Origin of the sequence: Streptomyces sp. NPDC056948, from assembly GCF_042674225.1 — a bacterium.
Classification (GTDB): Bacteria; Actinomycetota; Actinomycetes; order Streptomycetales; family Streptomycetaceae; genus Streptomyces; species Streptomyces purpurascens.
On record NZ_JBHUQX010000141.1, the window covers coordinates 1 to 20,705 of the forward strand.

Sequence of the window (20,705 nt, forward strand, 5' to 3'; positions counted from 1 at the left end):
CCTAGGGGATGGCCGGGGCCGCCACGGACACCCGGGACGCCGGAGTGGGTAGGCCTCGGCCTCCTCGGGTGCGGAACGGATCCGGAAGGGCCGGGTCGCGATCCGTGAGCAGTATTTATATATGCCATCCGGTTTGCAAGGAGCATGAAAACATTCATGCGCGCTTTGTTGTGGATGATCCCTTTGTCTGCTCCGGTGTCCGGCCCAGCCGGCCGCGCCTCAGTCCCTGAGGAAGAAATGGTGCTGGTCGGCGACCTGTTCGTACTCCTCCAGCCGGGCCTGCGTCCGCTCAGGATCGGCGTCCGTCATGGCCTGCAGCAGCGCCGAGCACATCACGCCCGGCGCCGCGTAGGAGTCGAAGACCAGGCGCGATCCGGTGCCGGTGGCGAAGGCGACATCGGCCTCGTCCGCGAGCGGCCCGAGCGCCAGATCGGTGATCAGGGCGACCTTGAGCCCGGCGCCCCGCGCGACGCGCACGGCCGTCAGGGTCTCCTGCGCGTGCCGGGGCATGGAGAACGCCAGCACCCAGGTGCCGCCCGCCTCACGCGACTGCAGCAGCGCGTCGTAGGCGACACTGCCGCCCCGGGTCACGAGCCTGACGTCCGGGTGGATCCGGCGGGCGGCGTAGGCGAAGTACTCGGCGAGCGAGACGGAGATGCGCAGGCCGAGGACGGTCAGCGGGGTCGACGACGACAGCTTGCGGCCGATGTCGATCACCAGGTTCGGATCGGCGAGGTCCCGCCGCAGGTTCTCCAGGTTCTCGATCTCGGCGTCGACCGCCGCCTGCAGCTCGTTGCCCCGGATCTCCTCGGCCGGGCCGCCCGCGAGGGTGCCGAGCGCGATCGACTGGAGCTTCTCCCGCAGCGCCGGGTACCCGCTGAAGCCGACCGCCGAGGCGAACCGCGTCACCGAGGGCTGGCTCACGCCGACCCGGTCGGCGAGATCCGTGATCGACAGGAACGCCGCCTCGGTGATGTGCTCGATCAGATACTGGGCGATGCGCCGCTGGCCCGGGGACAGCCGGGGACGGTCGAAGAGCGTGCGTAGCTGGGAGGACGGGGAGACCTCCGCTTCGGGTGCGGCCTTCCCCGAGGTGATCGCGGATGCCTGTGCGCGTGCCTGCTGCGGCGATGGCACCGGTGCGCCTCCTTCGTCTCCCACGAACGTTCAACATAGCTCACGCACCGAGGTGACCAGGGCTTCCTCGGACAGCACATGAGGTGCCCGGCGCGGGGATACCCGGACGCCGGGCGGGAACCCGCCGCCACAGATGATCCCGAGAGGAGCCACCGTCATGACCGTCCCCGAGGAGAACCGGCCGAAGACGCAGACCACGGACGAGATCCTGGAGCACCAGGACGATCCCCGGTCCCGACCGCCGGGCGCCACCGGCCGCACGCTCCGCGAGGCACTGGAGGAGGCCGAGGTGCGGCCCGACGACTTCGACGAGCGGTAGCCCGCACCACCTCCCCCTCCGCCCCGACCGAACCGACGACGTTCCGGCAGGTGACACCGTATGGGCGCGCTGAGTGCGCTGGAAGAAACCCTGGAAAACCGATTTGACGCCCTGTGGGCCCGGGTCCGCGACAAGGACCCGGTCGAGGTGGTCGACGCCCTGCGACGCGAGTGCGACGACAACACCGTGGTGTGCCGGGAGGGCCGTGTCATGGTCCCCAACGCCTACGACGTGGAACTCGTCGACGACATACACGACCGCCTGGCCGGCCACAGCACCCATGTGTGCCAGGCCCTCACCGACGCCCTGGCCCGCCACGCGGAACGCAAGGGCTACGAGTTCGCGGGCCCACTCGCGGTCCATGTCGCCAGGTGCCCCGAGGTCCCCAACGGCCGCTACCACGTGGCGAGTCGAGTCATGGAGCACGTGAGCGTGGACGGCTTCTTCCACGCGACCCATTGAGAAGCGCTCAACGGCGATAGATCGTGATCGAGTGCCCGACGTCGTCAACGGGGCGGCTGCTGCGGATCAACCCGGCCAGCCGCCCCGTCGCCTTAGCGGCAGCCGAGTCCGACACCACCAACAGGCCCCGCACGTCACCGTCGTGTACCCCGCGCGGATCCCCGGCCTCGATGCCATACGCAGCCGGCACCCCGCTGCCCTTGTACACCAGCCACACCCGCTCATCCGGATACCGCTCCCGCAACCGCTCGGCGAGCCGCCCGAGGTCCTGCCCCCAGTCCACGTTGGAGTCGTGCAACCGCTCCCGGGTCCGGCCCGGTCCTCCGAACGCCTCGTTGGAGTACGGCAGGTAATAGGGGTACGTACGCAGCGAACTGACGGCGACGAACACCACCAGCGCCCCTGCCAAGCGGGACACCCACGGCCGTCGCACCACGAGAACGCACCCCGCCCCCACCGCGAGGAACAGCGGCAGGAAGACGGCGTACCGCGTGCCGAAGTCCCGCGCCCCCTGCATGGCCACCAGCAGCAGCAGCACCGGAGCGGCCAGCACATACGGTGCCGCCGGCCGCAACCGCCGCACCGCGATCACCACCACCGCACCGCAGACCCACAGGCCGAGCATCCCCAGCGGCGTCTTCACCAGCAGCGCGGCCGGCAGGTAGTACCAGAGCGAGCCCGAGTACAGCCGGCCGAACAGAAAGCCCTGCCACGGCCGGTTCTCCAGGCCGAACTGGACCCGCATCCCGTCCCGGTACGCCTCAGGGAACGGCAGCAGCTCGACCAGCAGTCCCCGCAACCCCCGCACATGCGGCACATGCTGTTCGGGAGCCCACCGCAGCCGCGGATCGACCACCAGATAGGTGGCCCACACGACCGCGACCGCGGCCAGTGCCACCACAGCCGCGCCCGCCGCCGCCCGCATCAGAAGCCGGCCCCGGCCGCCCGTCGACGCGTGCCACACCGATACAGCGCCCAGCGCCATGAGTACCGGCACGGCAGGAAGCGCGCTTATCTTCGTCGCCAGGGCCGCCCCCAGCGCCACCCCAGCGAGCGGTACGTACAGCCGGGGTCCGTGGCGGGCCCGCCACAGCAGCCACGCCGAGGTCAGCACGAACCCCGCGGCCGGCACGTCGAGCGTGGCGAGTGAGCCGTGGGCGATGACGTCGGGGGAGAAGCAGTACAGCGCGAGTGCGGTCAACGCCCCCGCCGCCCCGGCCAGTTCACGGGCGAAGGCGAACACGACCAGACCGAACAGGAGCGTCAGCGCGATCACGGGGAGGCGGGCCCACAGCATCAGCCGCCACGGGTCGTTGCCCGACTCGTAGAGCAGGTGCCGTCCCAGCCTGCCCTGGTCTCCGGTGAAGGAGGGGTCGAGGTGCCGATCGGCGAGGGTCACCCCGGCGCCGATGAGCAGCTTGCCGAGCGGCGGATGCTCGGGGTTGTGGCGCAGCCGGTGCTCGTGCGTGTACTCGGCGGCCGCGCCCACGTACACCGGTTCGTCGATGGTCGGGGTCTGCCGCACGGCGGTCGTGACCATCGCGAAGGCCATCTGCGAGAGCAGCGCGACCACCAGGAGCGGCAGCCACCACCGGCGGCCGGGCCGTCGCGCGGCACCGGCCGGTGCCGGGGGAGGGAGCGGCACCGGCCGGGGAACGGCGGGAGCGATCCAGAGGTCCCTCATGGACCCACTCTGCATCAGCCCCCGCCGCGCACGGCGTTACCGCCGCACGAGTCGTACCGACAGCCCCTCCGACGTGTGCACGGGTACGGCCCGCAGTGTGTCGGAATCCAGCTCGACACGGTCGAACCCGCCGCGCAGCGCCGGAGCGGACAGGACCGGGACGGTCGTCCCCGCGACCGGCGGGCGCGCGGTGTCGAGCCGCAGCGACAGCACACTGCCCCGGCCCAGCAGGACCCGCCGGCTCACCGTGAGCGCCGGGCCGTGGTTCTTGCGGAGCGGCAGCTCCAGCGTCGACTCGCCCTCCTGGACGTAGGAGCCGCGCACCCGCAGGACCTTGTCCGCGCGGAGCGTGCCGCCCGTGACACGGACGTCGCCCTGCCCCAGGGCGTTGGGCGACGCGGCGACCAGCACGCCGTCCTCGACGACGGTCCCGCCGTGGTAGCGGTTGTGGCCCGTGAGGGTGAGCGTGCCGGTGCCGCGCTTGGCCAGCCCGCCGTCGCCCTCGATGTCGTTGCGCCAGGTGTCGGCCGCGTGGAAACCGCCGGCCGCCGCGTCCAGCGTCACGGTGACGTCGCTGTCGAAGGCGGCGTACCCGTCCGCGGCGGCGAACAGATTCAGCCGGCCCCACTGCTCGAAGCCGTCCAGCAGGACGTACCCGGAGGGCAGCGCGGTCGTCCGGAGCACCTCGCGCCGCTGGGCCGCGGCCAGGTAGGGCAGCCGCGTCTCCAGCAGGACCTCCGCGCCCTTCGGCACGGTGAGTGGGTCCTTGCGGCCGCGGCGGGGCAGGACGTACGTCAACCGGGGCTCGATCGCACGGGCGTTGGCCTCGCGGTCGGCGTACGCGTCACCGGCGTCCGCGTGCGCGTGGGTGTACAGCGTGTCCGCGGTGGTGCCGGTCCGCCGCGTGAAGTAGGCGAGGGCCTGGGCGCGTGCCGCCGCCTTGAGCTCCGCGTTCGCCGGGTCGGCCAGCGTCGCGGCGGTCAGGGCGGTGGCCATGATCCGGCCGCCGAGGACGTCGACGGTGGAGTGCATGCCCGACATGATCCGGGTGTGGCTCAGCTCGAACGCCCGCGTCACGAGCTCCTGGAACCGCTCGGGCACCGCGTACGCGTAGGCCAGTCCGGCCAGGTGGAAGGCGTTGGTGTGGCCGCTCGGGAAACCGCCGTCCTCCTTGGGGTCCTCGGAGCGCTGACGCAGAAGCTGCGTGGCGACGACCACCTCCGAGTCGTACACCGGGTAGCCGAGGGCGTCCTTCTTCCCGGTGTCGACGACCTCGCTGTCCTCGTTCATCCGCCACGGACGCGGGTACTGGAAGGCGAACTTGCCCGGGTTGCCCGAGGCGAACGGCCCGCGCACCGTGTCGACCAGCTTGGCCACCTTGCCGAGCTCCGAGTCGTAGGAGCCGGCGCCGAGCGCGGATCCGGCCGGGGCGTCGGCGGGCACGGCGTCGTTGATCTTGCCGGCGGGCGTGCCGTCCGGGGCGCCGGTGATCGACGTGACGGCCTTGGCACCCGCCTTGTACAGCTCGGCGAGCGGGCCCAGCCCGGCGATCATGGCGTAGCTCTGGTGCTGGCGGTCGTAGAGGAAGGCCTCCTTCGCCTGGGCCTCGGTGCGGGCCGTCGTGATCCGGGCGCAGTAGCGCATGTTGGCGCGCAGCACCTCGCGGTCCAGGACCCGGCCGGTGTCCCAGGCGCCGCCGGTCTTCCACACCTTCGACATGCCGCCCAGGATCCGGACGACCGCGTTGGTCTCGGGGGTCAGGTTCGTCGTGACGTTCGACTTGTAGTCGTCGACGAACGCGGCGGGGCCCGTGGCGGCCTTCGCGTCGGCGGCGGTGAGCCAGGTGGCGAACGCCGGTGCGGCGAGCAGGCCCGCCGAGGCCCCGAGGGAGGTCTTGAGGAAGCCCCGTCGGTCGACGGTTGCGGTGCTGCGGTGCCCGGCTGATGACGGCATGGCGTGCGCCTCTCTTGAGTTCTGCGACGGGTGCTTCGGCCGTACGGCCGGGAGATGGTGCGGCGTGTGCGACTCGGGGTGCCTCTGGCGACTTCTGTGGCACTTGTTGCGTACGAGCGAAGATCTACGGCCGTGCTGTGACCCTTCGGAGAGGGAACGGCCACGGGCCGGTGTCCGGAACGTGAACGGCGGCCGCCCGGCTCACAGGAGCGAACGGGCCAGCGCCACGGCGCCCTCGACCGGCGGCACGCGCAGGGGTTGCGGCCGGGCTCCGGGCAGGACTTCGGCGAGCGCGGAGGTGAACGCTTCGTAGAGCGCGGGCTGCGCGAGCACCGTGCCGCCCGCCACCACCACGTCGTCCACCGGGACCCCGCGATGGGCGAGCCGGACGACGAGCGCGGCGAGCTCCCGGCCGCCCTCGGCGATCACGGCCCGGGCGAGCGGCGAGCCCGCCTCGGCGGCGGTGAACACCACGGGGGAGTGCCGGCCCCACTCTGCGGAGACATCCGTGGCCGCCTCCAGCGCCGCGCCGAGCGCGGGCACCTCGGCCACCTCGAACGCGGTGACCAGCCCGGCGGCCAGCGCGTCGGGCTCCTCGCCCCGGTCGTGCGCCGCCCAGACCGCCCGCGCGGCCTCGCGGACGAGTCCGGCCGCGCCGCCCTCGTCGCCGAGCACGGCACCCCAGCCGCCGACCTGGACCGGACCGCCGTCGGGCAACCGCCCCACCGCGACCGAACCGGTACCGGCGACCAGACCGACGCCCTTGTCCAGCCCCGCGGCGGGGACGAGCAGCTCGGCATCGCCCACGACGAGCGCGGGCACCCCCAGCCGCTCCTGAAGAGCGGCCCGGATGCCCGCGCACTGGCGTGGGGTCTCGCAGGCGTGACCGCCCACGGCGAGAGCGGACGGTCGTAGGGGCGAAGGCAGGGCGTCGGCGATCAGGCCGGCCAGCCAGTCGGCGGCGGCCCCGGTGTCGTGCGGGCGCCAGCCCGTACTGCCGCGGACATGATCGACGACGTCCTCGCCGTCCGCGAAGGCGCGCAGATGGGTCTTGGTGCCGCCCACATCGATACCGACCGCGTAAGGCGTGGAGTCCTGCACGGGTCCTCTTTCGTCGTTGCGTGGCACGGCGACGGCAGGCGAACCACCCGTCGTACCACGGCAGTTGAAGAGGTAGGGAAGCCCCGGGACGGGCTTCTGCGGAGCACGGCAGGCGAGTACCGTGAAGTTCGTTAGGAAGTTAACTAACGAAGTAGGGTGCGCGTCAAGAGGCACGGAATTCCCGATGCCGCGCGACCCTCGCGGCCGTCCTGCTCGGCCGCCGCACGACCTGGGGAGACCATGCACCTGAGTGAGAGTGCCCGTGTGGTGTTCGACGTACTGGCCGGGGCGGGCACGGCCACCCGCCCCCAGCTGGCGGCCGGTGCGGGCCTTTCCAAGCCGACCGTCTCCACCGCCGTCGCCGAACTCGAGGCCGTGGAGCTCGCCGCCCACTCGGGGCGGGCCTCCGGAGGCACCGGCCGCAGCGCCGCCGTCTACCGTCTCGGCCCGGCCGCCGGTGCCGTGCTCGCGGTCGACCTCGGACCTGCCAAGACGCGGGTGCGCGGGTGCGCCCTGGACGGCACGCTGCTCGCCGAGGGCACCGGGTCCCGCCCGGAGGCCGCCGACACCGTCCGCAAGGTCCTCGAGGCGCTGCCTGTCGGCGCGCCGCTGAGGGCCGTCGTCGTCGCCGTCGGCGATGTCACCACCCGGGACGGGGAGGGCGCCGGGGAACGTCCCGCGACCGCCAAGGCCGGCCCCGTCTTCGACGCCATGACCGTCGCGCTGCCCGAGGGCGTCCCCGTCCACCTGGAGAACAACGTCAACTGCGCCGCCCTCGCCGAACTGCACGAGGGCGCCGCCGTCGGCCGCGACACCTTCGGCTACCTGCGCATCGGCGTCGGTATCGGCCTCGCCGTCGTCATCGGCGGCCGGGTGCTGCGCGGCGCGAACGGCGCCGCGGGTGAGGTGGCCAGACTGCCCTACCCCTGGGACGACCTGCGCGCCCCCCGCCACGAGGGCCTGGAGCAGCGCATGGGCTCGCGCACCCTGCTCCGCCGTGCCGCCGAGACCTGGCAGGACACCGACGGACCCCGCCCGCGCACCGCCGAGCGGCTCCTCGCCCTCGCCGGGCAGGGGCACGCCACGGCCCGTGCCGTCCTCGACTCGCACGCCGCCGACGTGGGTAGGCTCGCCGCCGCCGTCGCCGCCGTCATGGACCCCGGACTGATCGTGCTGGGCGGCGGCACCGGCGCGGATCCCCAGCTCCTGCCCGGAGTGCGGGCCGAGCTGGCCCGGCTGAGCTGGCCCACCGAGGTGGTCAGCAGCGTGGTGGGGGACACCGGCACGGTCGCGGGCGCCAGCAGGCTCGCGGTCGCGCATGGAATTCAAACCGTGACCGGAGCGGTGCTGGCGAAGCATTGACGGCTGCGCCATCGGTCTGCCAATGTCCGGACAAGCGCTTTCTGAGTCGGCCGGGACGCCGACTCCGGGTGAGCCTCCCGCCCGTACGTGAAGTACGGCAGCCGCACGAGGGCGTGCTTGTGCGACGTCGGCCGTCATGGCCGGGGACCCCACCCGTCAGGGCGATACGGCCGGGCGAGGCCGTGCCCCCGGAAAGCGAAATTTCCTGCAAAATGCACCCGTGCCGCCTCGGCTGGCGCCGTGCTTCTTCCGCTACGACGAAAAGGGATTGAAGATGACCAGTCTGGGTGTGCGGCGCTCGCGCCGACTCGGCCGCGGTGGCATACGCCGCGTTGTTCCCCTCGCTGCCGTGGCCACGGCAGGTGCCCTTCTGCTCTCCGCCTGCGGGTCGGGGTCCGACTCGGGCGGGACCTCCAAGTCGCTGACGTTCTGGATCTCCACGGTTCCGGGGCAGGACGCGGGCTGGAAGAAGATGGTGGCGCAGTACAAGAAGGAAACCGGCGTCAAGGTCAACCTCGTCAACATCCCCTACGACGGCTACCCGACGAAGCTGCACAACGCCGCGCAGGCGAACTCCCTGCCCGACGTGGCGGCCGTGCCGGCGCTGGACCCGATCTGGGCGAACAAGCTGATCGACCTCGGCTCCATCGCCAACAAGAAGAGCAACAAGATCAACCCCAACTTCCTCGCGAAGGACTCCTCCGGGAAGGTGCTGTCCATCCCCTCGGACGTCACCGCGTCCGGCATGTTCATCAACAAGACGCTGTTCAAGAAGGCCGGTGTCTCCTTCCCGACCTCGCCCCAGAAGACCTGGACCTGGACCGACTTCATCAAGGCGGCGGACAAGGTCCGCGAGAAGACCGGCGCCAAGTACTCCCTCACGTTCGACCAGTCGCCCTCCCGGCTCCGCGCCATGGTGTACGAGAAGGGCGGGAAGTACGTCCACGCGGACTCCTCCGGCAAGTTCTCGGTGGACGCGGCGACCAAGAAGGCCGTGAACACCTTCGTCGGATGGAACGACGACAAGACCATGCCGAAGTCGGTGTGGACCAGCGGCGCCGACCCGTCGGCCATGTTCCAGAGCGGTGACGTGGTCGCCTACTGGTCCGGCGTGTGGCAGGTGCCCGCCTTCGCGGAGAGCATCAAGAAGTTCGACTGGGCGAGCGTCCCGACTCCCGCCCAGCCCGTGCAGGCCAGCGACGTCAACAGCGGCGGCATGACGGTGGGCTTCAACAACAACGCCGCCGCGGCCGACGCCGCGAAGAAGTTCCTGTCCTGGCTGTACGAGCCGGCCCACTACCAGGAGCTGTGCGAGACGTCCGGGTTCCTGCCGGTCGAGAGCGGTCTGAACCCGAAGTACCCCTTCAAGTCCGAGGCGGCGCAGGCGGCGTTCAAGCTGTACAACGAGTCGATCCCGCTCTACGCCCCGATCTCCGGCTACTTCAACACCGCGCAGACGAAGTGGGTGCTGAAGGGCAAGAGCCTCCCCGAGGACCCGACCAAGACGGAGCTCGGCAAGGCGATCAACGGCCAGCAGTCGTCCGACAAGGCCCTGCAGAACATCGTGGACGTCTACAACCAGCAGGTCGGCGGCTGAGCGCAGGCCGGCAGGCCCGGGCGGCGGGGTCGAGACACCGCCGCCCGGCCTCGGGCCTCACGTGATGCCGGGCTCACAGCCCTGAGCCCACCGGAACCCATTTCCACCAGCACGGAGTCAGGAAGATGACCAAACGCGCCCCGGACGTGTCCGCGAGCCCGCCCAGGAGACGCAGTAAGTACACCCTTGCGCCGCTCGTCCTCATCGCGGCCAATGTCGTGCTCTTCGCGCTGTTCTTCGTCTGGCCTGCGGTGATCGGGCTCGTCTACTCCTTCACGAACTACACGGGCGTCGGGGTGTTCCAGTTCGTCGGACTGGACAACTACCAGAACCTGTTCGGGGACTCCACCTTCTACGACGCGCTGACCCGGACGCTGCTGTACACCGTGCTCTTCGTCCCGCTGAACTTTGTGTTCTCGCTGCTCATCGCCAATGTGGTGGTGAGCAAGCACGCCAAGGGCGCGTCGGTCGCCCGCGTCGTCTTCTTCATCCCGTGGCTGCTGTCGCCCATCGTCGTGGGCGTCCTGTGGCGGTGGCTGTTCGGTGAGAACTTCGGACTGGTCAACTACCTCATCCACGAGCTCGGCGGGCACGCCGTTCCCTGGCAGTCGAACGCGGACCTGTCGCTGCTCGTGGTGGTGATGGCGGCGTCCTGGGCCTGGACGGGCTTCTCGATGCTGCTGTTCATCGCGGCGATCAAGAACGTACCGGTGTCGTACTACGAGGCCGCCTCGCTCGACGGTGCCGGCCCTTGGCGCCAGTTCTTCCACATCACGCTGCCGAGCATCGCGCCCACCTCGTTCATCGTCATCCTGCTCAACACGATCAACGCGATGAAGGAATACCCGGTGTTCGTCGCCCTCAACAACGGCGGACCCGGAACGTCGAACAACCTGCTTGTCCAGTACATCTATGAGACCGGCTTCAAACGGGGCCAGATCGGCTACGCGAGCGCCGCGTCATTCGTGCTCATGCTCATCCTGATGGCCGTCGCGATCATCCAGCTGATCGTCAACCGGCGGGTGGAGAACCGATGACAACCACAGACATCCCGCGCCCGGCCGACGCCGGTCCCGGACGGGCCCTCTCCAAAAAGCGGCCCCGCAGGGCGGCCACCGGTGGGCTCCGGCAGGCGGTCTCCGCGACGACACTGCTGTGGATCCTGGCCTGCCTGTACGGGTTGCCGGTGCTGTGGTTCGTCCTCAGCTCCTTCAAGCCGGCCAGCGACCTGTTCTCCTATCCGCTGACGCTGGTTCCGCACAACCCCACCCTGTCGGGTTTCAAGGCAGCGTGGGACAGCGCCAACTTCTCCCAGTACTTCATCAACACGGCCATCGTGTGCGTGATCACGACGATCCTCACGGTGGGAGTCAGCTGCTGCACCGGTTACGCGCTGGCCAAGTACGACAACAAGTGGCTGAAGGTCTTCTTCCTCTGCATCCTGGCCACCACGATGCTGCCGTCCGAGGTCATGCTGGCCCCGGAGTTCCTGGTGGTCCGCGACCTCGGCCTCTACAACTCGTTCGCCGGCATCATCCTCCCGGCCGTGCTCACAGCGACCGGATGCTTCATGTTCCGCCAGTTCTTCCTGACGGTCCCCGACGAACTCGTGGAAGCCGCACGCATCGACGGCGCCCGCGAACTGTCGATCTTCCTGCGGATCATGGTGCCGCTCTCCCGGCCCATCATGCTGACCCTCGCCATCCTGTCCTTCCAGTGGCGGTGGAACGACTACATCTGGCCGCTGCTGATGCTCAACGACCCCAACAAGTTCACCGTGCAGATCGGGATCCAGAGCATCGTCGGCGCGCAGAACATCAACTGGTCGGTACTGCTCGGCGCATCGGTCATCTCGATGATCCCGCTGATCGCCATCTTCCTGGTCTTCCAGCGCTACGTCATGGGTGCCGACATCAACGCCGGACTGAAGGACTGACCGTGCCCACCCCTCTCGACCACGAATTCGTCCGTGCGGCGGCCCGCGCCGCCGACCGGCCGGCCGCCCCGCTGGCGGCCGACCCCCACGAGGAACCCACCGGTGTTCCCCACCGCGCTCTGGCACACCGGGTGAAGACCCTGATCGCGGCGTACCGGTCCCCGGACTCGGCACTGCACGGCAGCAAGCCGGCCGTCGCCGCCGCGATGACCCACCTCCGCGCCCTACGGGCCGCGCAGACATCGACCGGCCTCTTCGCCGGCGGCGACAACGTGCAGTCACCGCCGGACTCCGGATTCACCGTCAACGACGTGTGCGACGCGCACGTCCTCGCGGCCGGCGCGGGGCCGGAACTGCACGAGGTCACGGCCGCGCTCGCCGAGATCGCCGGCGACGCCTCCGGCAGTCTCCTGACCGGTGGGGTGCACACCCCGAACCACCGCTGGGAGCTGTGCGCGGCGCTGGCCCGGCTGCACCGTTCGTTCCCGGACGACCGGCTGCTCGACCGCATCGAGGAGTGGCTGTCCGAAGGCGTCGACATCGACGCGGAGGGCCTGTACTCGGAACGGAGTGCCAACTACGCGGCTCACGTGTCCAACCCTTCGCTGCTGCTGCTGGCCGGCGTCCTCGGCCGCGCCGACCTGCTGGACGCCGTCGAACGCAATCTCGCCACCACCCTGGACCTCATCAGGCCGGACGGCACGGTGGAGACCGTCCACTCGCGACGGCAGGACCAGAACCACCCGTTCCCGCTGGCGCCCTACCTGCCGCACTACCGGCTGCTCGCGATCCGCACCGGCCGGGGCGACTTCAGCCGGGCGGCGCGGCTGGCGGCCGCCGGCGGCATCGACGACCCCGACCTGCTCGCCGAGACCCTCCTCACCCCGGACCTGTGCCGCGTCCTGCCGACACCGGCCGCGGAGACACTTCCGCGTGCTCGGTACCTCACCACCGCGCGCCTCGCCGCACGCGCCTCGGCCACCGCGCACACGGTGGTGTACGGCGGCTCCGACGTGCCCGAGCACCGGCGCATCCGCTCGGGCCTCGCCTGCAATCCCACCTTCCTGCGGCTGTTCGCCGGCGACGCGGTCCTCGACGCGGTCCGCCTCTCGCGGGGATTCTTCGACCTGGGCCCGTTCCGCGCCGCCGGCATGGAACAGTCCGCCGACCACCGGTACCGGCTCACCGAAACCCTCACGGCGTCCTACTATCAGCCGCTGCCGCAGGACGAGAGGCGGGACGACGGCGTCTACCGGCTGGTGGACGACGGACGCTTCTCGGCCTCGATGGCCTTCCCGGAGCGGCCCCGGGACGAGGTCTCACACACGACCCGCGTCGAGGTGGACCTGAGGGACGACGGTGCCGACCTGCGGGTCGACATCACCGGACCGCGGGTGCCCTGGTCCCTCGAACTGACCTTCCGGCCGGGTGGAGTGCCGGAGGGCGCCGCACCGGTCGGCGACGGGCGCTGGTGCCTGACGACCGGGCCGATGACCTACCGGGTCGGTGACGACGAGATCCGGATCGAGGCCGACGTCGAGGCGGGCGACCCGCTGGCCGGGCCGGACCGGAGCGACGTACTGCGGTACGACCCGGGGCAGGACTACACCGTGGTGGGCGGCACCGACGCGACGACCGGGAACCGCGTCTACATCGGTGGACTCGGCCCGCACACCCTGACCGTCGCACTGCGCGCCCGCAGGTCCGCACCTGGCGTGTGACTCCTGCGTGAGGCGCCCCGGGCGTCACAGGGGCAGGCCGACCAGTCCCCACCCGCGTCGTTCGGTCTCGGTCACGACCACGCCCCACTCGCGCAGCAGCACCGAGAACTCGTCGAAGTCCTCGATCCACCGCCCGGGGCACGCGGCATGCGTGCCGTACGGCTCGCGCAGGCCCTCCAGCAGGGGCTCGGCTCGTGCCCAGTGCCCGGCCAGCGCGGACACGGTCGCGGGCGGGCAGACGAGCAGCGTCCGGCGGTTCCAGGGGTCGGTGTCCGCGGGGAACAGGCCGGAGACCGAGGCGTCCTCGATGTCGGTGTCCCAGATCAGGTCCCGCAGGAACGCGTCCAGGTGCTCACGCGGCTCCGGGCCGGCATGCTCCCGTACGTCCTCCCACGCCTGCCCCGCCCAGAAGTGGGGCTTGTAGGAGCCGGGGGTGCTGTGGAATTCGTACCGGCCGCACCAGGGGACATTCGGCGCGGCGGGCCACACCCAGCCCCGCTGCGGCTCCGCGTACGGGTCGAGCTCGTCCTCGGGCAGCGCGGCATCCTCGAGCAGCGCGTACCGCTCCTCGAACGGCGTCTGTTCGAGCCGCTCCCAGTCGACCGCCAGCACCGTGATGTCCAGGCCCATGGTCATGCCTCCACGCGCGGCAGCGCCGACTCCGGCACCACCAGGTCGGCCCGTCCCCGGGTCGTGGCGACCAGCTCGGCGTTGGGCCGGTCCGAGCGCGACACCCACGCGACCGCCTCCTCGTGGGACTTGCCGAACCGCTCGTGCCGGGCGACCAGTCGGCGGACGCGCTCCCGCTCGGGGAGTTCGCAGAACCACACCTCGTCGAGCCGGTGGCGCACCCGGGCCCAGGCGTCGGTGTCCAGGAGCAGGTAATTGCCCTCGGTGACGACGAGCCGGGCCGACGGCGGCACCGGGATCGCCCCCGCGAGCGGCTGTTCCAGGACGCGTTCGAAGCCGGGCGCGTACACGACGTCGTCGTGCCTCTCCTCGCGCAGCCGCTCCAGCAGGGCCGCGTACCCGGCCGCGTCGAACGTGTCGGGCGCGCCCTTGCGGTCCCTGCGGCCGAGCCGTACCAGTTCGGTGTCGGCGAGGTGGAAGCCGTCCATGGGGACGTGCGCGACCCAGGGTTCGCCGGATCCGTTCAGGTCCCGCACCAGGTGCTCGGCGAGCGTCGACTTGCCCGCGCCGGGGCTGCCGGCGATGCCGAGGATCGCGCGCCGGCCGTCCCGGGGGAGGGCGCGGGCGCGATGGACGAGGTCGTCGAAGGTGAGCGGCACACCGCAGAGTGTGTCACCCGGTGTCCGGGCCGTCCGGGGCGCGTGTGTGGCGTGCGCCACTCACTGGACCTCTCCGTGCGGGGAACCGGTCCTGTATGACGCAGCTCGGTCTTCCCGAAGCCATCCACGCCTGTCTCTTCGATCTCGACGGCGTCGTCACCAAGACGGCCGTCGTACATGCGGCCGCCTGGAAGGAGATGTTCGACGCCTTCCTGCGCGAGCGCGACGGCGAGGACTTCCGGCCGTTCGACGCGGCGTCCGACTACGACGAGTACGTCGACGGCCGGCCACGCGCCGACGGCGTGCGTACGTTCCTCGCCTCCCGGGGCATCGACCTGCCCGACGGGAACCCTGACGACCCACCGGGCGCGCAGACCGTGCACGGGCTCGGCAACCGCAAGAACGAACTGGTGCTGGCGAAGATCCGCACCGACGGCGTCGAGGCCTACGACGGCACCCTGCGCTATCTGGAGGCCGTCCGCGCCCACGGCCTGAGCACGGCCGTCGTCTCGTCCAGCGCCAACTGCCGGGACGTGCTGCGCGCGATCGGTGCCGAGCACTTCTTCGACGTACGGATCGACGGTGTGGTCGCCGCCGAGCGCAAGCTGCCCGGCAAGCCGCGCCCCGACACGTTCCTGGCCGCCGCCGAGGACCTGGGCGTCGAACCGGCCGCGGCCGCCGTCTTCGAGGACGCCCTGGCCGGCATGGACGCGGGCCGCGCGGGCCGGTTCGGGTACGTCGTCGGCGTCGACCGCGTCGGACAGACCGACGCGCTGTACGCACATGGCGCCGACGTGGTGGTGCAGGACCTCGACGAGCTGGGAGGCCGGGAGTGATCGAGCAGCGGGCGTACGCCGTCGAGCCGTGGACCGTGCGCGAGACGGAACTCAACCTCGACGTCCTGGCGCAGAGCGAGTCCGTGTTCGCCCTGTCCAACGGCCACGTCGGCTGGCGCGGCAACCTCGACGAGGGCGAGCCGCACGGCCTGCCCGGCTCCTATCTCAACGGCGTCCACGAACTGCACCCGCTGCCCTACGCCGAGGCCGGGTACGGCTACCCGGAATCCGGCCAGACGTCGATCAACGTCACCAACGGCAAGGTGCTGCGCCTGCTGGTCGACGACGAGCCGTTCGACCTGCGCTACGGACGGCTCGTCACCCATGAGCGGACCCTGGACCTCAGGCGGGGCGTGCTGGAACGGGTCTGCGAGTGGACCTCCCCGGCCGGCTCGACCGTCCGAGTGCGCTCCACACGGCTGGTGTCCCTCACCCAGCGGGCGATCGCCGCCGTGGCGTACGAGGTGGAGCCCGTCGACAGCCGTACCCGCGTCGTCGTCCAGTCGGAGCTGGTCGCCAACGAGAGCCTGCCCGAGCCCGACGGCGACCCACGCGCCGCCAAGGCGCTGAAGTCACCGCTCCAACCCGAGGAGGACCTCGCCTCGGGCAGCCGGCTGCGCCTGGTCCACCGCACCCGCCGCAGCGGCCTCAGGGTCGCCGTGGCCGCCGACCACGTCGTCACCGGCCCCGAGCGGACCACGACGAGCAGCGAGAGCAACGTGGACGTGGCCCGGCTGACCGTCACCTCCGTGCTGGAGCCGGGGGAGCGGCTGCGCGTGGAGAAGCTGGTCGCGCACGGCTGGTCCGGCGCCCGCTCCCGGCCGGCGATGAGCGACCAGGTCGAGGCGGCGCTGGCGGCGGCCGCGCACAGCGGCTGGTGGGGGCTGCTGAAGGACCAGCGGTCCTGCCTCGACGACTTCTGGGGCCGCGCCGATGTCGAGATCGACGGCGACGAGGAGATCCAGCAGGCCGTCCGCTTCGCCCTGTTCCACGTCTTCCAGGCCGGCGCCCGCGCCGAACAGCGCGCCATCCCCGCCAAGGGGCTCACCGGCTCGGGCTACGACGGTCACGCCTTCTGGGACACCGAGGCGTTCGTCCTGCCCCTGCTGACCTACACCGCGCCGCGAGCCGCCGCCGAGGAGCTGCGCTGGCGCCTCGACACCCTGCCCGCCGCCCGGGAGCGCGCGGCCCAACTCGGCCTGCGCGGCGCCGCGTTCCCGTGGCGCACGATCGAAGGTTCGGAAGGCTCCGCGTACTGGCCGGCCGGCACGGCCGCCTTCCATGTCGGCGCCGATATCGCGGACGCCGTCGTGCGGTACGTGGCGGTCACCGGCGACGAGAGGTTCGAACGCGAGGTCGGTGTGGAGCTCCTGGTGGAGACCGCCCGGCTGTGGCGCTCCCTCGGCCACCACGACGACCGGGGCGCCTTCCACATCGACGGCGTCACCGGACCGGACGAGTACAGCGCGATCGCCGACGACAACACGTACACCAACCTCATGGCCCGGGCGAACCTGCTGGCCGCCGCCGACGCGTGCAAACGGCACCCCGAGGAGGCGGCCCGGCTCGGCGCCGACGAGGAGGAGAGCGCCGCCTGGCGGGACGCCGCCGAGGCCATGCACGTCCCCTACAACGACGAACTCGGCGTGCACGAGCAGCACGCGGGCTTCACCCGCTACCAGCGCTGGGACTTCGCAGACACGGGCCCGGACCAGTACCCGCTGATGCTCCACTTCCCCTACTTCGACCTGTACCGCAAGCAGGTGATCAAGCAGGCGGACCTGGTGCTGGCGATGTACACCTGCGGCAGCTACTTCGAGGGGGACTTCGACAGCGACGCCGAGGAGCAGATCGCCCGCAACTTCGCCTACTACGAGCCGCTCACCGTGCGGGACTCCTCCCTGTCGGCGTGCGTCCAGGCCGTCATGGCCGCCCGGGCGGGCCATCTGGACCTGGCCTACGCCTATACGGCCGAGGCCGCGCTGATGGACCTGGGGGACCTGGAGCACAACACCCGCGACGGACTGCACATCGCCTCGCTGGCCGGTACCTGGATGGCCCTGGTCGCCGGGTTCGGCGGCATGCGGTGCGCCGACGGCACCCTGCGGTTCGCGCCGCGCCTGCCCGAGAGGTTCAGCCGGCTGGCCTTCACGGTGGGGTTCCTCGGCCGGTGCCTGCGCGTGGAGCTGGCCGCCGACCGGGCCACCTACACCCTGAGTTCCGGCCCGCCCTTGACGCTCCATCACCACGGCACCGAGCTGACGGTGAGTGAGGACGCCCCGGTGACCCGGACCGTTTCCCCGCTGACACCACGTCCGGCCCCGAGCCAGCCCCCGCACCGCGCCCCGAACGCCCGTTGACGCTCACTTCGCGTCACCACTTGGCCGTATTCCGTCCTGCGTTCCTCTAACACGCGGGTTAGTTTGTCCGTGTTTGTCAAGTTTTGACACAGGGACAAGGGGCGGAACATGACCGACGGCTCGAACGCCATCCTGGTTCGCAGGCGAAGACGCGAACAGACGGCCGGGCCGGGTGCGCCCCGCGGAGCCCGGGGGAACCGGGCCCTCGTCGCGGTGGCGGCCGTCTTCACACTGGCTCAACTCGCCCTGGTCCGGCCCGTCCTGGGTCTCGGCTGGGACGAGATCGTCTACGTCAGCCAGGTTACCCCCCACACCCCTGCGGCCTTCTTCAGCGCCCCGCGCTCCCGGGGCGTCTCGCTGCTCGTGGCGCCCGTGGCGTCCTGGTCGACGTCCGTCCCGCTGCTGCGCGTCTACCTCGCCGTGCTGTCCGGCCTCGCCCTCTACCTGGGCCTGCGCGCCTGGCGGGGCCTGTTCCCGACCCGTGTCCTGGTCGTCGGCGGCGCCCTCTTCGCCTCCTTGTGGGTGACCCTCTTCTACGGTCCGCAGGCCATGCCCAACTACTGGGTCGCGATCGGCGCCCTGATCTGCGCGGGCTGCTGCCTGCGGGCCCGGCAGGAACGTTCCGCCCGGGCGGTCCTGTGGGGTGTCGCCGCCGGCGCCGCGCTCATGGCGTGGATGCGGCCCACCGACGCGGTCTACGTGACCGTGCCGCTCCTCGTCCTCGCACTGGCGCGCCGCCACTGGCGCCTGCTCCTCGCCCTCCTGGCGGGCCTCGCCGCGGGCGCCGTCGAGTGGGTGATCGAGGCCTACGTCGGCCACGGCGGCCTGGGGGAGCGCCTGGCGGAAGCCTCGCGCATCCAGGGCGGGCTGGGCTGGCACATCGCCGTCGACGACCAGCTGCGCAGCCTGGGCGGCCGGGCCCTGTGCCGGCCCTGCACCGGGTCGATGCCCAACCCCCTGGTCGTCATCTGGTGGTTCGTCCTGCCCGTGCTGGCCGGCCTCGGACTGCTCGTCGCGGCCCGGGCCCGGCGCCTGGGACGGACCCTCGTCCCGCTGGCCTGCGCCGCCACGGCCGCCCTGCCGTACCTCTTCATGATCGGCTACGCGGCGCCCCGCTTCCTCACACCCACCTACGCCCTGCTCGCGATCCCGGTCGCCGACGCCCTGTGGCACCTGGTCAAAACCCCGCGCGGGACATGGCGGCCGGTGGCCGCCACGCTGGTCGCGCTCGGGCTGGCCGGACACCTGGCGGCGCAGCTCGCCGTCCTGGACGGCGCCGTGTCCCGCAACACCGAGAGCCGCCGCGACTGGGACCGCACCGCCGACGCCCTGCACCGCCTCGGCGTCCGCCCGCCCTGCCTGCTCACCGGCCACGAGGCCATCCCGATCGGCTACTACACCGGCTGCTCCTCGGGCGCGACCTCCGGCAACAACGAGAACACCACCGCGGGCGCCATCCTGCGCACCGCGGACCGTCTCCCGGTCGCCCACCTCGCACCGGCCGACGGCACCCCGCCCCGCTACGCCAGCACCTGGCCCGTCCACCGGATCTCGGACCTGGACGTCCGTGTCGCACCGCGGCCGCGACGGGACGGCCCCTGACGGACTGCCGAGCACCGGCCGGGTCCGCGGTGAGGTGGGACGCGGCGGCGGCCGCCGAGGTTAGAGCCCGCGTATCGGGAAACGCGGAACGGGCACATGAGAGCGACGAGTCGCCGCAGCGCGCGGCAGGGAGGCAGAAGTGATGGGCACGGAACCGATGCGCCCCGAACCGATGGCGGACGACGCGTACCAGCCCACCGGGACCAACGAGGAGCAGGCGGACGCCGCGCCGCTGGATCTGCAGGACGCCGTCGACGAACGGACCTACGACGACACCCTCGACGAGGGCTACTCCCCGCCGGAGAAGCCGCTCGGCGTCACCAAGAGCGGCACCACCGCCGCCGAGCAGCACGAGGGCGAGACCCTCGACGAGCGGCTGTCCCAGGAGGTCCCCGACGTGTCGGCCGAACCGGCCGGGGACGGCGTGGGCGACAGCCCCGACAGCGACGGCGAACCGGTGGACCCGGAGGCGGGCACCGCCCGCGCCGGCCGCCTGGTCGCGCCGGACGAGGGCGCCCACGGCGACACCACGAAGGAGACCGTCGCGACCGACGTCGGCATCGACGGCGGAGCGGCCGGCGCGGAGGAGGCCGCCGTGCACGTGGTGGAGGACGACAGCACCCTGCCCGGGGACGACGACAGGGCGTAACCACCCGCGGCCCGGAGGCCGGCCCCCTCAGCGGAACCGAGGGGGCTGTCGGCTACGGCAGCAGCTTCTCGAGCGCGGCGGGCCCCTCGGCCGCCAGCTTGCGCTTGGCCCATTCGAGGTTGCGCGGGGTGAGGTCCTTGCCCGAGGCGAGGACAAGGTCCTCCGGCGACACGTCGGTGCCGGTGCGGGCGTGGAGCAGGCGGTCCGGGGTGGCGCGGTCCTCGGGCGGCCGGGACGCGGGGGGCTGTGACGTCGACATGTTCTCTGCTCCTAGGGTCCGGATCGCTGGTGCGGCCCCGGTGCTGAAAAACGGGTCCGCTCTCACCATTCCCCGCGGGAGCCCGGCGTGCATCCGGAGAGCACGGACCCGGCCCGGGGATACCCCGGCCCCCCCGTTCGGACGCCCACCGATGTCGCCTCGCCGCACCCCGGGCGACGGTGGACACACGTGTCCCCTCCGACTGACAGGAGCCCTTCCATGCGCACACGTGTGACCGCCGCGTTCGGCCTGGCCTGCGCCGCCCTTCTGGCCTGTGCCGGTACGGCCAGCGCCGACGCGGAGGCCGAAGCCATCGCCATCGGCAGCCCCGGCTTCCTTTCCGGCAACGTCGTACAGATCCCCATCGACATCGATGCCAATATCTGCGGCAACTCGGTCAACTTCATAGGCGCGTTCAACCCCGCCATCGGCAACAAG

The 20,705-nt window shown here is 71.6% G+C and carries 19 protein-coding genes; 12 read left to right on the plus strand and 7 right to left on the minus strand.

Going from position 1 to position 20,705, the window contains the following annotated elements:
* Nucleotides 1-219 precede the first annotated feature (219 nt).
* A complete protein-coding gene (locus ACFTZL_RS19610; RefSeq protein ID WP_382484612.1) occupies nt 220-1,137 on the minus strand; it encodes a MurR/RpiR family transcriptional regulator in 918 nt (305 codons plus the stop codon).
* A 157-nt stretch (nt 1,138-1,294) separates the two neighbouring features.
* On the opposite strand from ACFTZL_RS19610, the gene ACFTZL_RS19615 reads away from it, so the two are divergent.
* Nucleotides 1,295-1,456 carry a hypothetical protein gene (locus tag ACFTZL_RS19615; protein WP_382484610.1) on the plus strand — a complete coding sequence of 54 codons (162 nt, stop codon included), beginning with the start codon at nt 1,295-1,297 and terminating at the stop codon, nt 1,454-1,456.
* Nucleotides 1,457-1,516: 60 nt separating this feature from the next.
* The gene (locus ACFTZL_RS19620; RefSeq protein ID WP_382584118.1) at nt 1,517-1,918 is read left to right on the plus strand and encodes a DUF3662 domain-containing protein; all 402 of its coding nucleotides are present in this window, start codon (nt 1,517-1,519) and stop codon (nt 1,916-1,918) included.
* A gap of 7 nt (nt 1,919-1,925) precedes the next feature.
* Here ACFTZL_RS19620 and ACFTZL_RS19625 read toward each other — a convergent pair whose 3' ends face one another.
* The 3 genes from ACFTZL_RS19625 to ACFTZL_RS19635 all read right to left on the minus strand — a co-directional run bounded on the left by ACFTZL_RS19625 (nt 1,926) and on the right by ACFTZL_RS19635 (nt 6,656).
* On the minus strand, nt 1,926-3,602 hold the full coding sequence (locus ACFTZL_RS19625; RefSeq protein WP_382584121.1) for a phospholipid carrier-dependent glycosyltransferase: 1,677 nt from the start codon (nt 3,600-3,602) through the stop codon (nt 1,926-1,928).
* A 36-nt stretch (nt 3,603-3,638) separates the two neighbouring features.
* Nucleotides 3,639-5,555 carry a phosphatase PAP2 family protein gene (locus ACFTZL_RS19630; protein WP_382584124.1) on the minus strand — a complete coding sequence of 639 codons (1,917 nt, stop codon included), beginning with the start codon at nt 5,553-5,555 and terminating at the stop codon, nt 3,639-3,641.
* Between the two features lie 201 nt (nt 5,556-5,756).
* A complete protein-coding gene (locus ACFTZL_RS19635) occupies nt 5,757-6,656 on the minus strand; it encodes an N-acetylglucosamine kinase (protein WP_382584127.1) in 900 nt (299 codons plus the stop codon).
* Between the two features lie 240 nt (nt 6,657-6,896).
* Between ACFTZL_RS19635 and ACFTZL_RS19640 the strand changes: the two genes are divergently transcribed.
* The 5 genes from ACFTZL_RS19640 to ACFTZL_RS19660 all read left to right on the plus strand — a co-directional run bounded on the left by ACFTZL_RS19640 (nt 6,897) and on the right by ACFTZL_RS19660 (nt 13,272).
* A complete protein-coding gene (locus tag ACFTZL_RS19640; RefSeq protein ID WP_382584130.1) occupies nt 6,897-8,018 on the plus strand; it encodes an ROK family protein in 1,122 nt (373 codons plus the stop codon).
* Nucleotides 8,019-8,292: 274 nt separating this feature from the next.
* Nucleotides 8,293-9,615 carry an extracellular solute-binding protein gene (locus ACFTZL_RS19645; protein ID WP_382584133.1) on the plus strand — a complete coding sequence of 441 codons (1,323 nt, stop codon included), beginning with the start codon at nt 8,293-8,295 and terminating at the stop codon, nt 9,613-9,615.
* A gap of 125 nt (nt 9,616-9,740) precedes the next feature.
* Nucleotides 9,741-10,652, plus strand: a complete 912-nt coding sequence (locus ACFTZL_RS19650; protein WP_382584136.1) for a carbohydrate ABC transporter permease — start codon at nt 9,741-9,743, stop codon at nt 10,650-10,652.
* A complete protein-coding gene (locus tag ACFTZL_RS19655; protein ID WP_382584139.1) occupies nt 10,649-11,551 on the plus strand; it encodes a carbohydrate ABC transporter permease in 903 nt (300 codons plus the stop codon). The genes ACFTZL_RS19650 and ACFTZL_RS19655 overlap by 4 nt, the downstream gene beginning before the upstream one ends.
* A 2-nt stretch (nt 11,552-11,553) precedes the next feature.
* Nucleotides 11,554-13,272, plus strand: a complete 1,719-nt coding sequence (locus ACFTZL_RS19660; RefSeq protein WP_382584142.1) for a hypothetical protein — start codon at nt 11,554-11,556, stop codon at nt 13,270-13,272.
* 24 nt (nt 13,273-13,296) lie between these two features.
* Here ACFTZL_RS19660 and ACFTZL_RS19665 read toward each other — a convergent pair whose 3' ends face one another.
* Nucleotides 13,297-13,908, minus strand: coding sequence for a hypothetical protein (locus ACFTZL_RS19665; RefSeq protein WP_382584145.1), 612 nt, complete (start codon nt 13,906-13,908; stop codon nt 13,297-13,299).
* A complete protein-coding gene (locus tag ACFTZL_RS19670) occupies nt 13,905-14,561 on the minus strand; it encodes a nucleoside/nucleotide kinase family protein (protein ID WP_382584147.1) in 657 nt (218 codons plus the stop codon). The genes ACFTZL_RS19665 and ACFTZL_RS19670 overlap by 4 nt, the downstream gene beginning before the upstream one ends.
* A gap of 95 nt (nt 14,562-14,656) precedes the next feature.
* Between ACFTZL_RS19670 and ACFTZL_RS19675 the strand changes: the two genes are divergently transcribed.
* The 4 genes from ACFTZL_RS19675 to ACFTZL_RS19690 all read left to right on the plus strand — a co-directional run bounded on the left by ACFTZL_RS19675 (nt 14,657) and on the right by ACFTZL_RS19690 (nt 20,008).
* Nucleotides 14,657-15,397, plus strand: a complete 741-nt coding sequence (locus ACFTZL_RS19675; protein ID WP_382584149.1) for an HAD family hydrolase — start codon at nt 14,657-14,659, stop codon at nt 15,395-15,397.
* Nucleotides 15,394-17,757, plus strand: a complete 2,364-nt coding sequence (locus ACFTZL_RS19680) for a glycoside hydrolase family 65 protein (RefSeq protein WP_382584152.1) — start codon at nt 15,394-15,396, stop codon at nt 17,755-17,757. The genes ACFTZL_RS19675 and ACFTZL_RS19680 overlap by 4 nt, the downstream gene beginning before the upstream one ends.
* A gap of 108 nt (nt 17,758-17,865) precedes the next feature.
* On the plus strand, nt 17,866-19,359 hold the full coding sequence (locus ACFTZL_RS19685) for a hypothetical protein (protein WP_382584155.1): 1,494 nt from the start codon (nt 17,866-17,868) through the stop codon (nt 19,357-19,359).
* A 157-nt stretch (nt 19,360-19,516) separates the two neighbouring features.
* Entirely contained in the window at nt 19,517-20,008 is a 492-nt protein-coding gene (locus ACFTZL_RS19690; RefSeq protein WP_382584162.1) for a DUF5709 domain-containing protein, read from the plus strand.
* Between the two features lie 52 nt (nt 20,009-20,060).
* Here ACFTZL_RS19690 and ACFTZL_RS19695 read toward each other — a convergent pair whose 3' ends face one another.
* Nucleotides 20,061-20,267 carry a hypothetical protein gene (locus ACFTZL_RS19695; RefSeq protein WP_382584157.1) on the minus strand — a complete coding sequence of 69 codons (207 nt, stop codon included), beginning with the start codon at nt 20,265-20,267 and terminating at the stop codon, nt 20,061-20,063.
* A 219-nt stretch (nt 20,268-20,486) separates the two neighbouring features.
* Here ACFTZL_RS19695 and ACFTZL_RS19700 point away from each other — a divergent pair.
* Nucleotides 20,487-20,705, plus strand: a 219-nt coding sequence (locus ACFTZL_RS19700; protein WP_382584160.1) for a chaplin, incomplete at its 3' end; no start/stop codon positions are given.

What these genes read in the sequence shown, in the direction of transcription:
- ACFTZL_RS19615 (WP_382484610.1), top strand. Translation starts at nt 1,295, where the DNA reads ATGACCGTCCCCGAGGAGAACCGGCCGAAGACGCAGACCACGGACGAG.
- ACFTZL_RS19620 (WP_382584118.1), top strand. Translation starts at nt 1,517, where the DNA reads ATGGGCGCGCTGAGTGCGCTGGAAGAAACCCTGGAAAACCGATTTGAC.
- ACFTZL_RS19625 (WP_382584121.1), bottom strand. Translation starts at nt 3,602, where the DNA reads ATGAGGGACCTCTGGATCGCTCCCGCCGTTCCCCGGCCGGTGCCGCTC.
- ACFTZL_RS19630 (WP_382584124.1), bottom strand. Translation starts at nt 5,555, where the DNA reads ATGCCGTCATCAGCCGGGCACCGCAGCACCGCAACCGTCGACCGACGG.
- ACFTZL_RS19640 (WP_382584130.1), top strand. Translation starts at nt 6,897, where the DNA reads ATGCACCTGAGTGAGAGTGCCCGTGTGGTGTTCGACGTACTGGCCGGG.
- ACFTZL_RS19645 (WP_382584133.1), top strand. Translation starts at nt 8,293, where the DNA reads ATGACCAGTCTGGGTGTGCGGCGCTCGCGCCGACTCGGCCGCGGTGGC.
- ACFTZL_RS19650 (WP_382584136.1), top strand. Translation starts at nt 9,741, where the DNA reads ATGACCAAACGCGCCCCGGACGTGTCCGCGAGCCCGCCCAGGAGACGC.
- ACFTZL_RS19655 (WP_382584139.1), top strand. Translation starts at nt 10,649, where the DNA reads ATGACAACCACAGACATCCCGCGCCCGGCCGACGCCGGTCCCGGACGG.
- ACFTZL_RS19665 (WP_382584145.1), bottom strand. Translation starts at nt 13,908, where the DNA reads ATGACCATGGGCCTGGACATCACGGTGCTGGCGGTCGACTGGGAGCGG.
- ACFTZL_RS19675 (WP_382584149.1), top strand. Translation starts at nt 14,657, where the DNA reads ATGACGCAGCTCGGTCTTCCCGAAGCCATCCACGCCTGTCTCTTCGAT.
- ACFTZL_RS19685 (WP_382584155.1), top strand. Translation starts at nt 17,866, where the DNA reads ATGACCGACGGCTCGAACGCCATCCTGGTTCGCAGGCGAAGACGCGAA.
- ACFTZL_RS19690 (WP_382584162.1), top strand. Translation starts at nt 19,517, where the DNA reads ATGCGCCCCGAACCGATGGCGGACGACGCGTACCAGCCCACCGGGACC.
- ACFTZL_RS19695 (WP_382584157.1), bottom strand. Translation starts at nt 20,267, where the DNA reads ATGTCGACGTCACAGCCCCCCGCGTCCCGGCCGCCCGAGGACCGCGCC.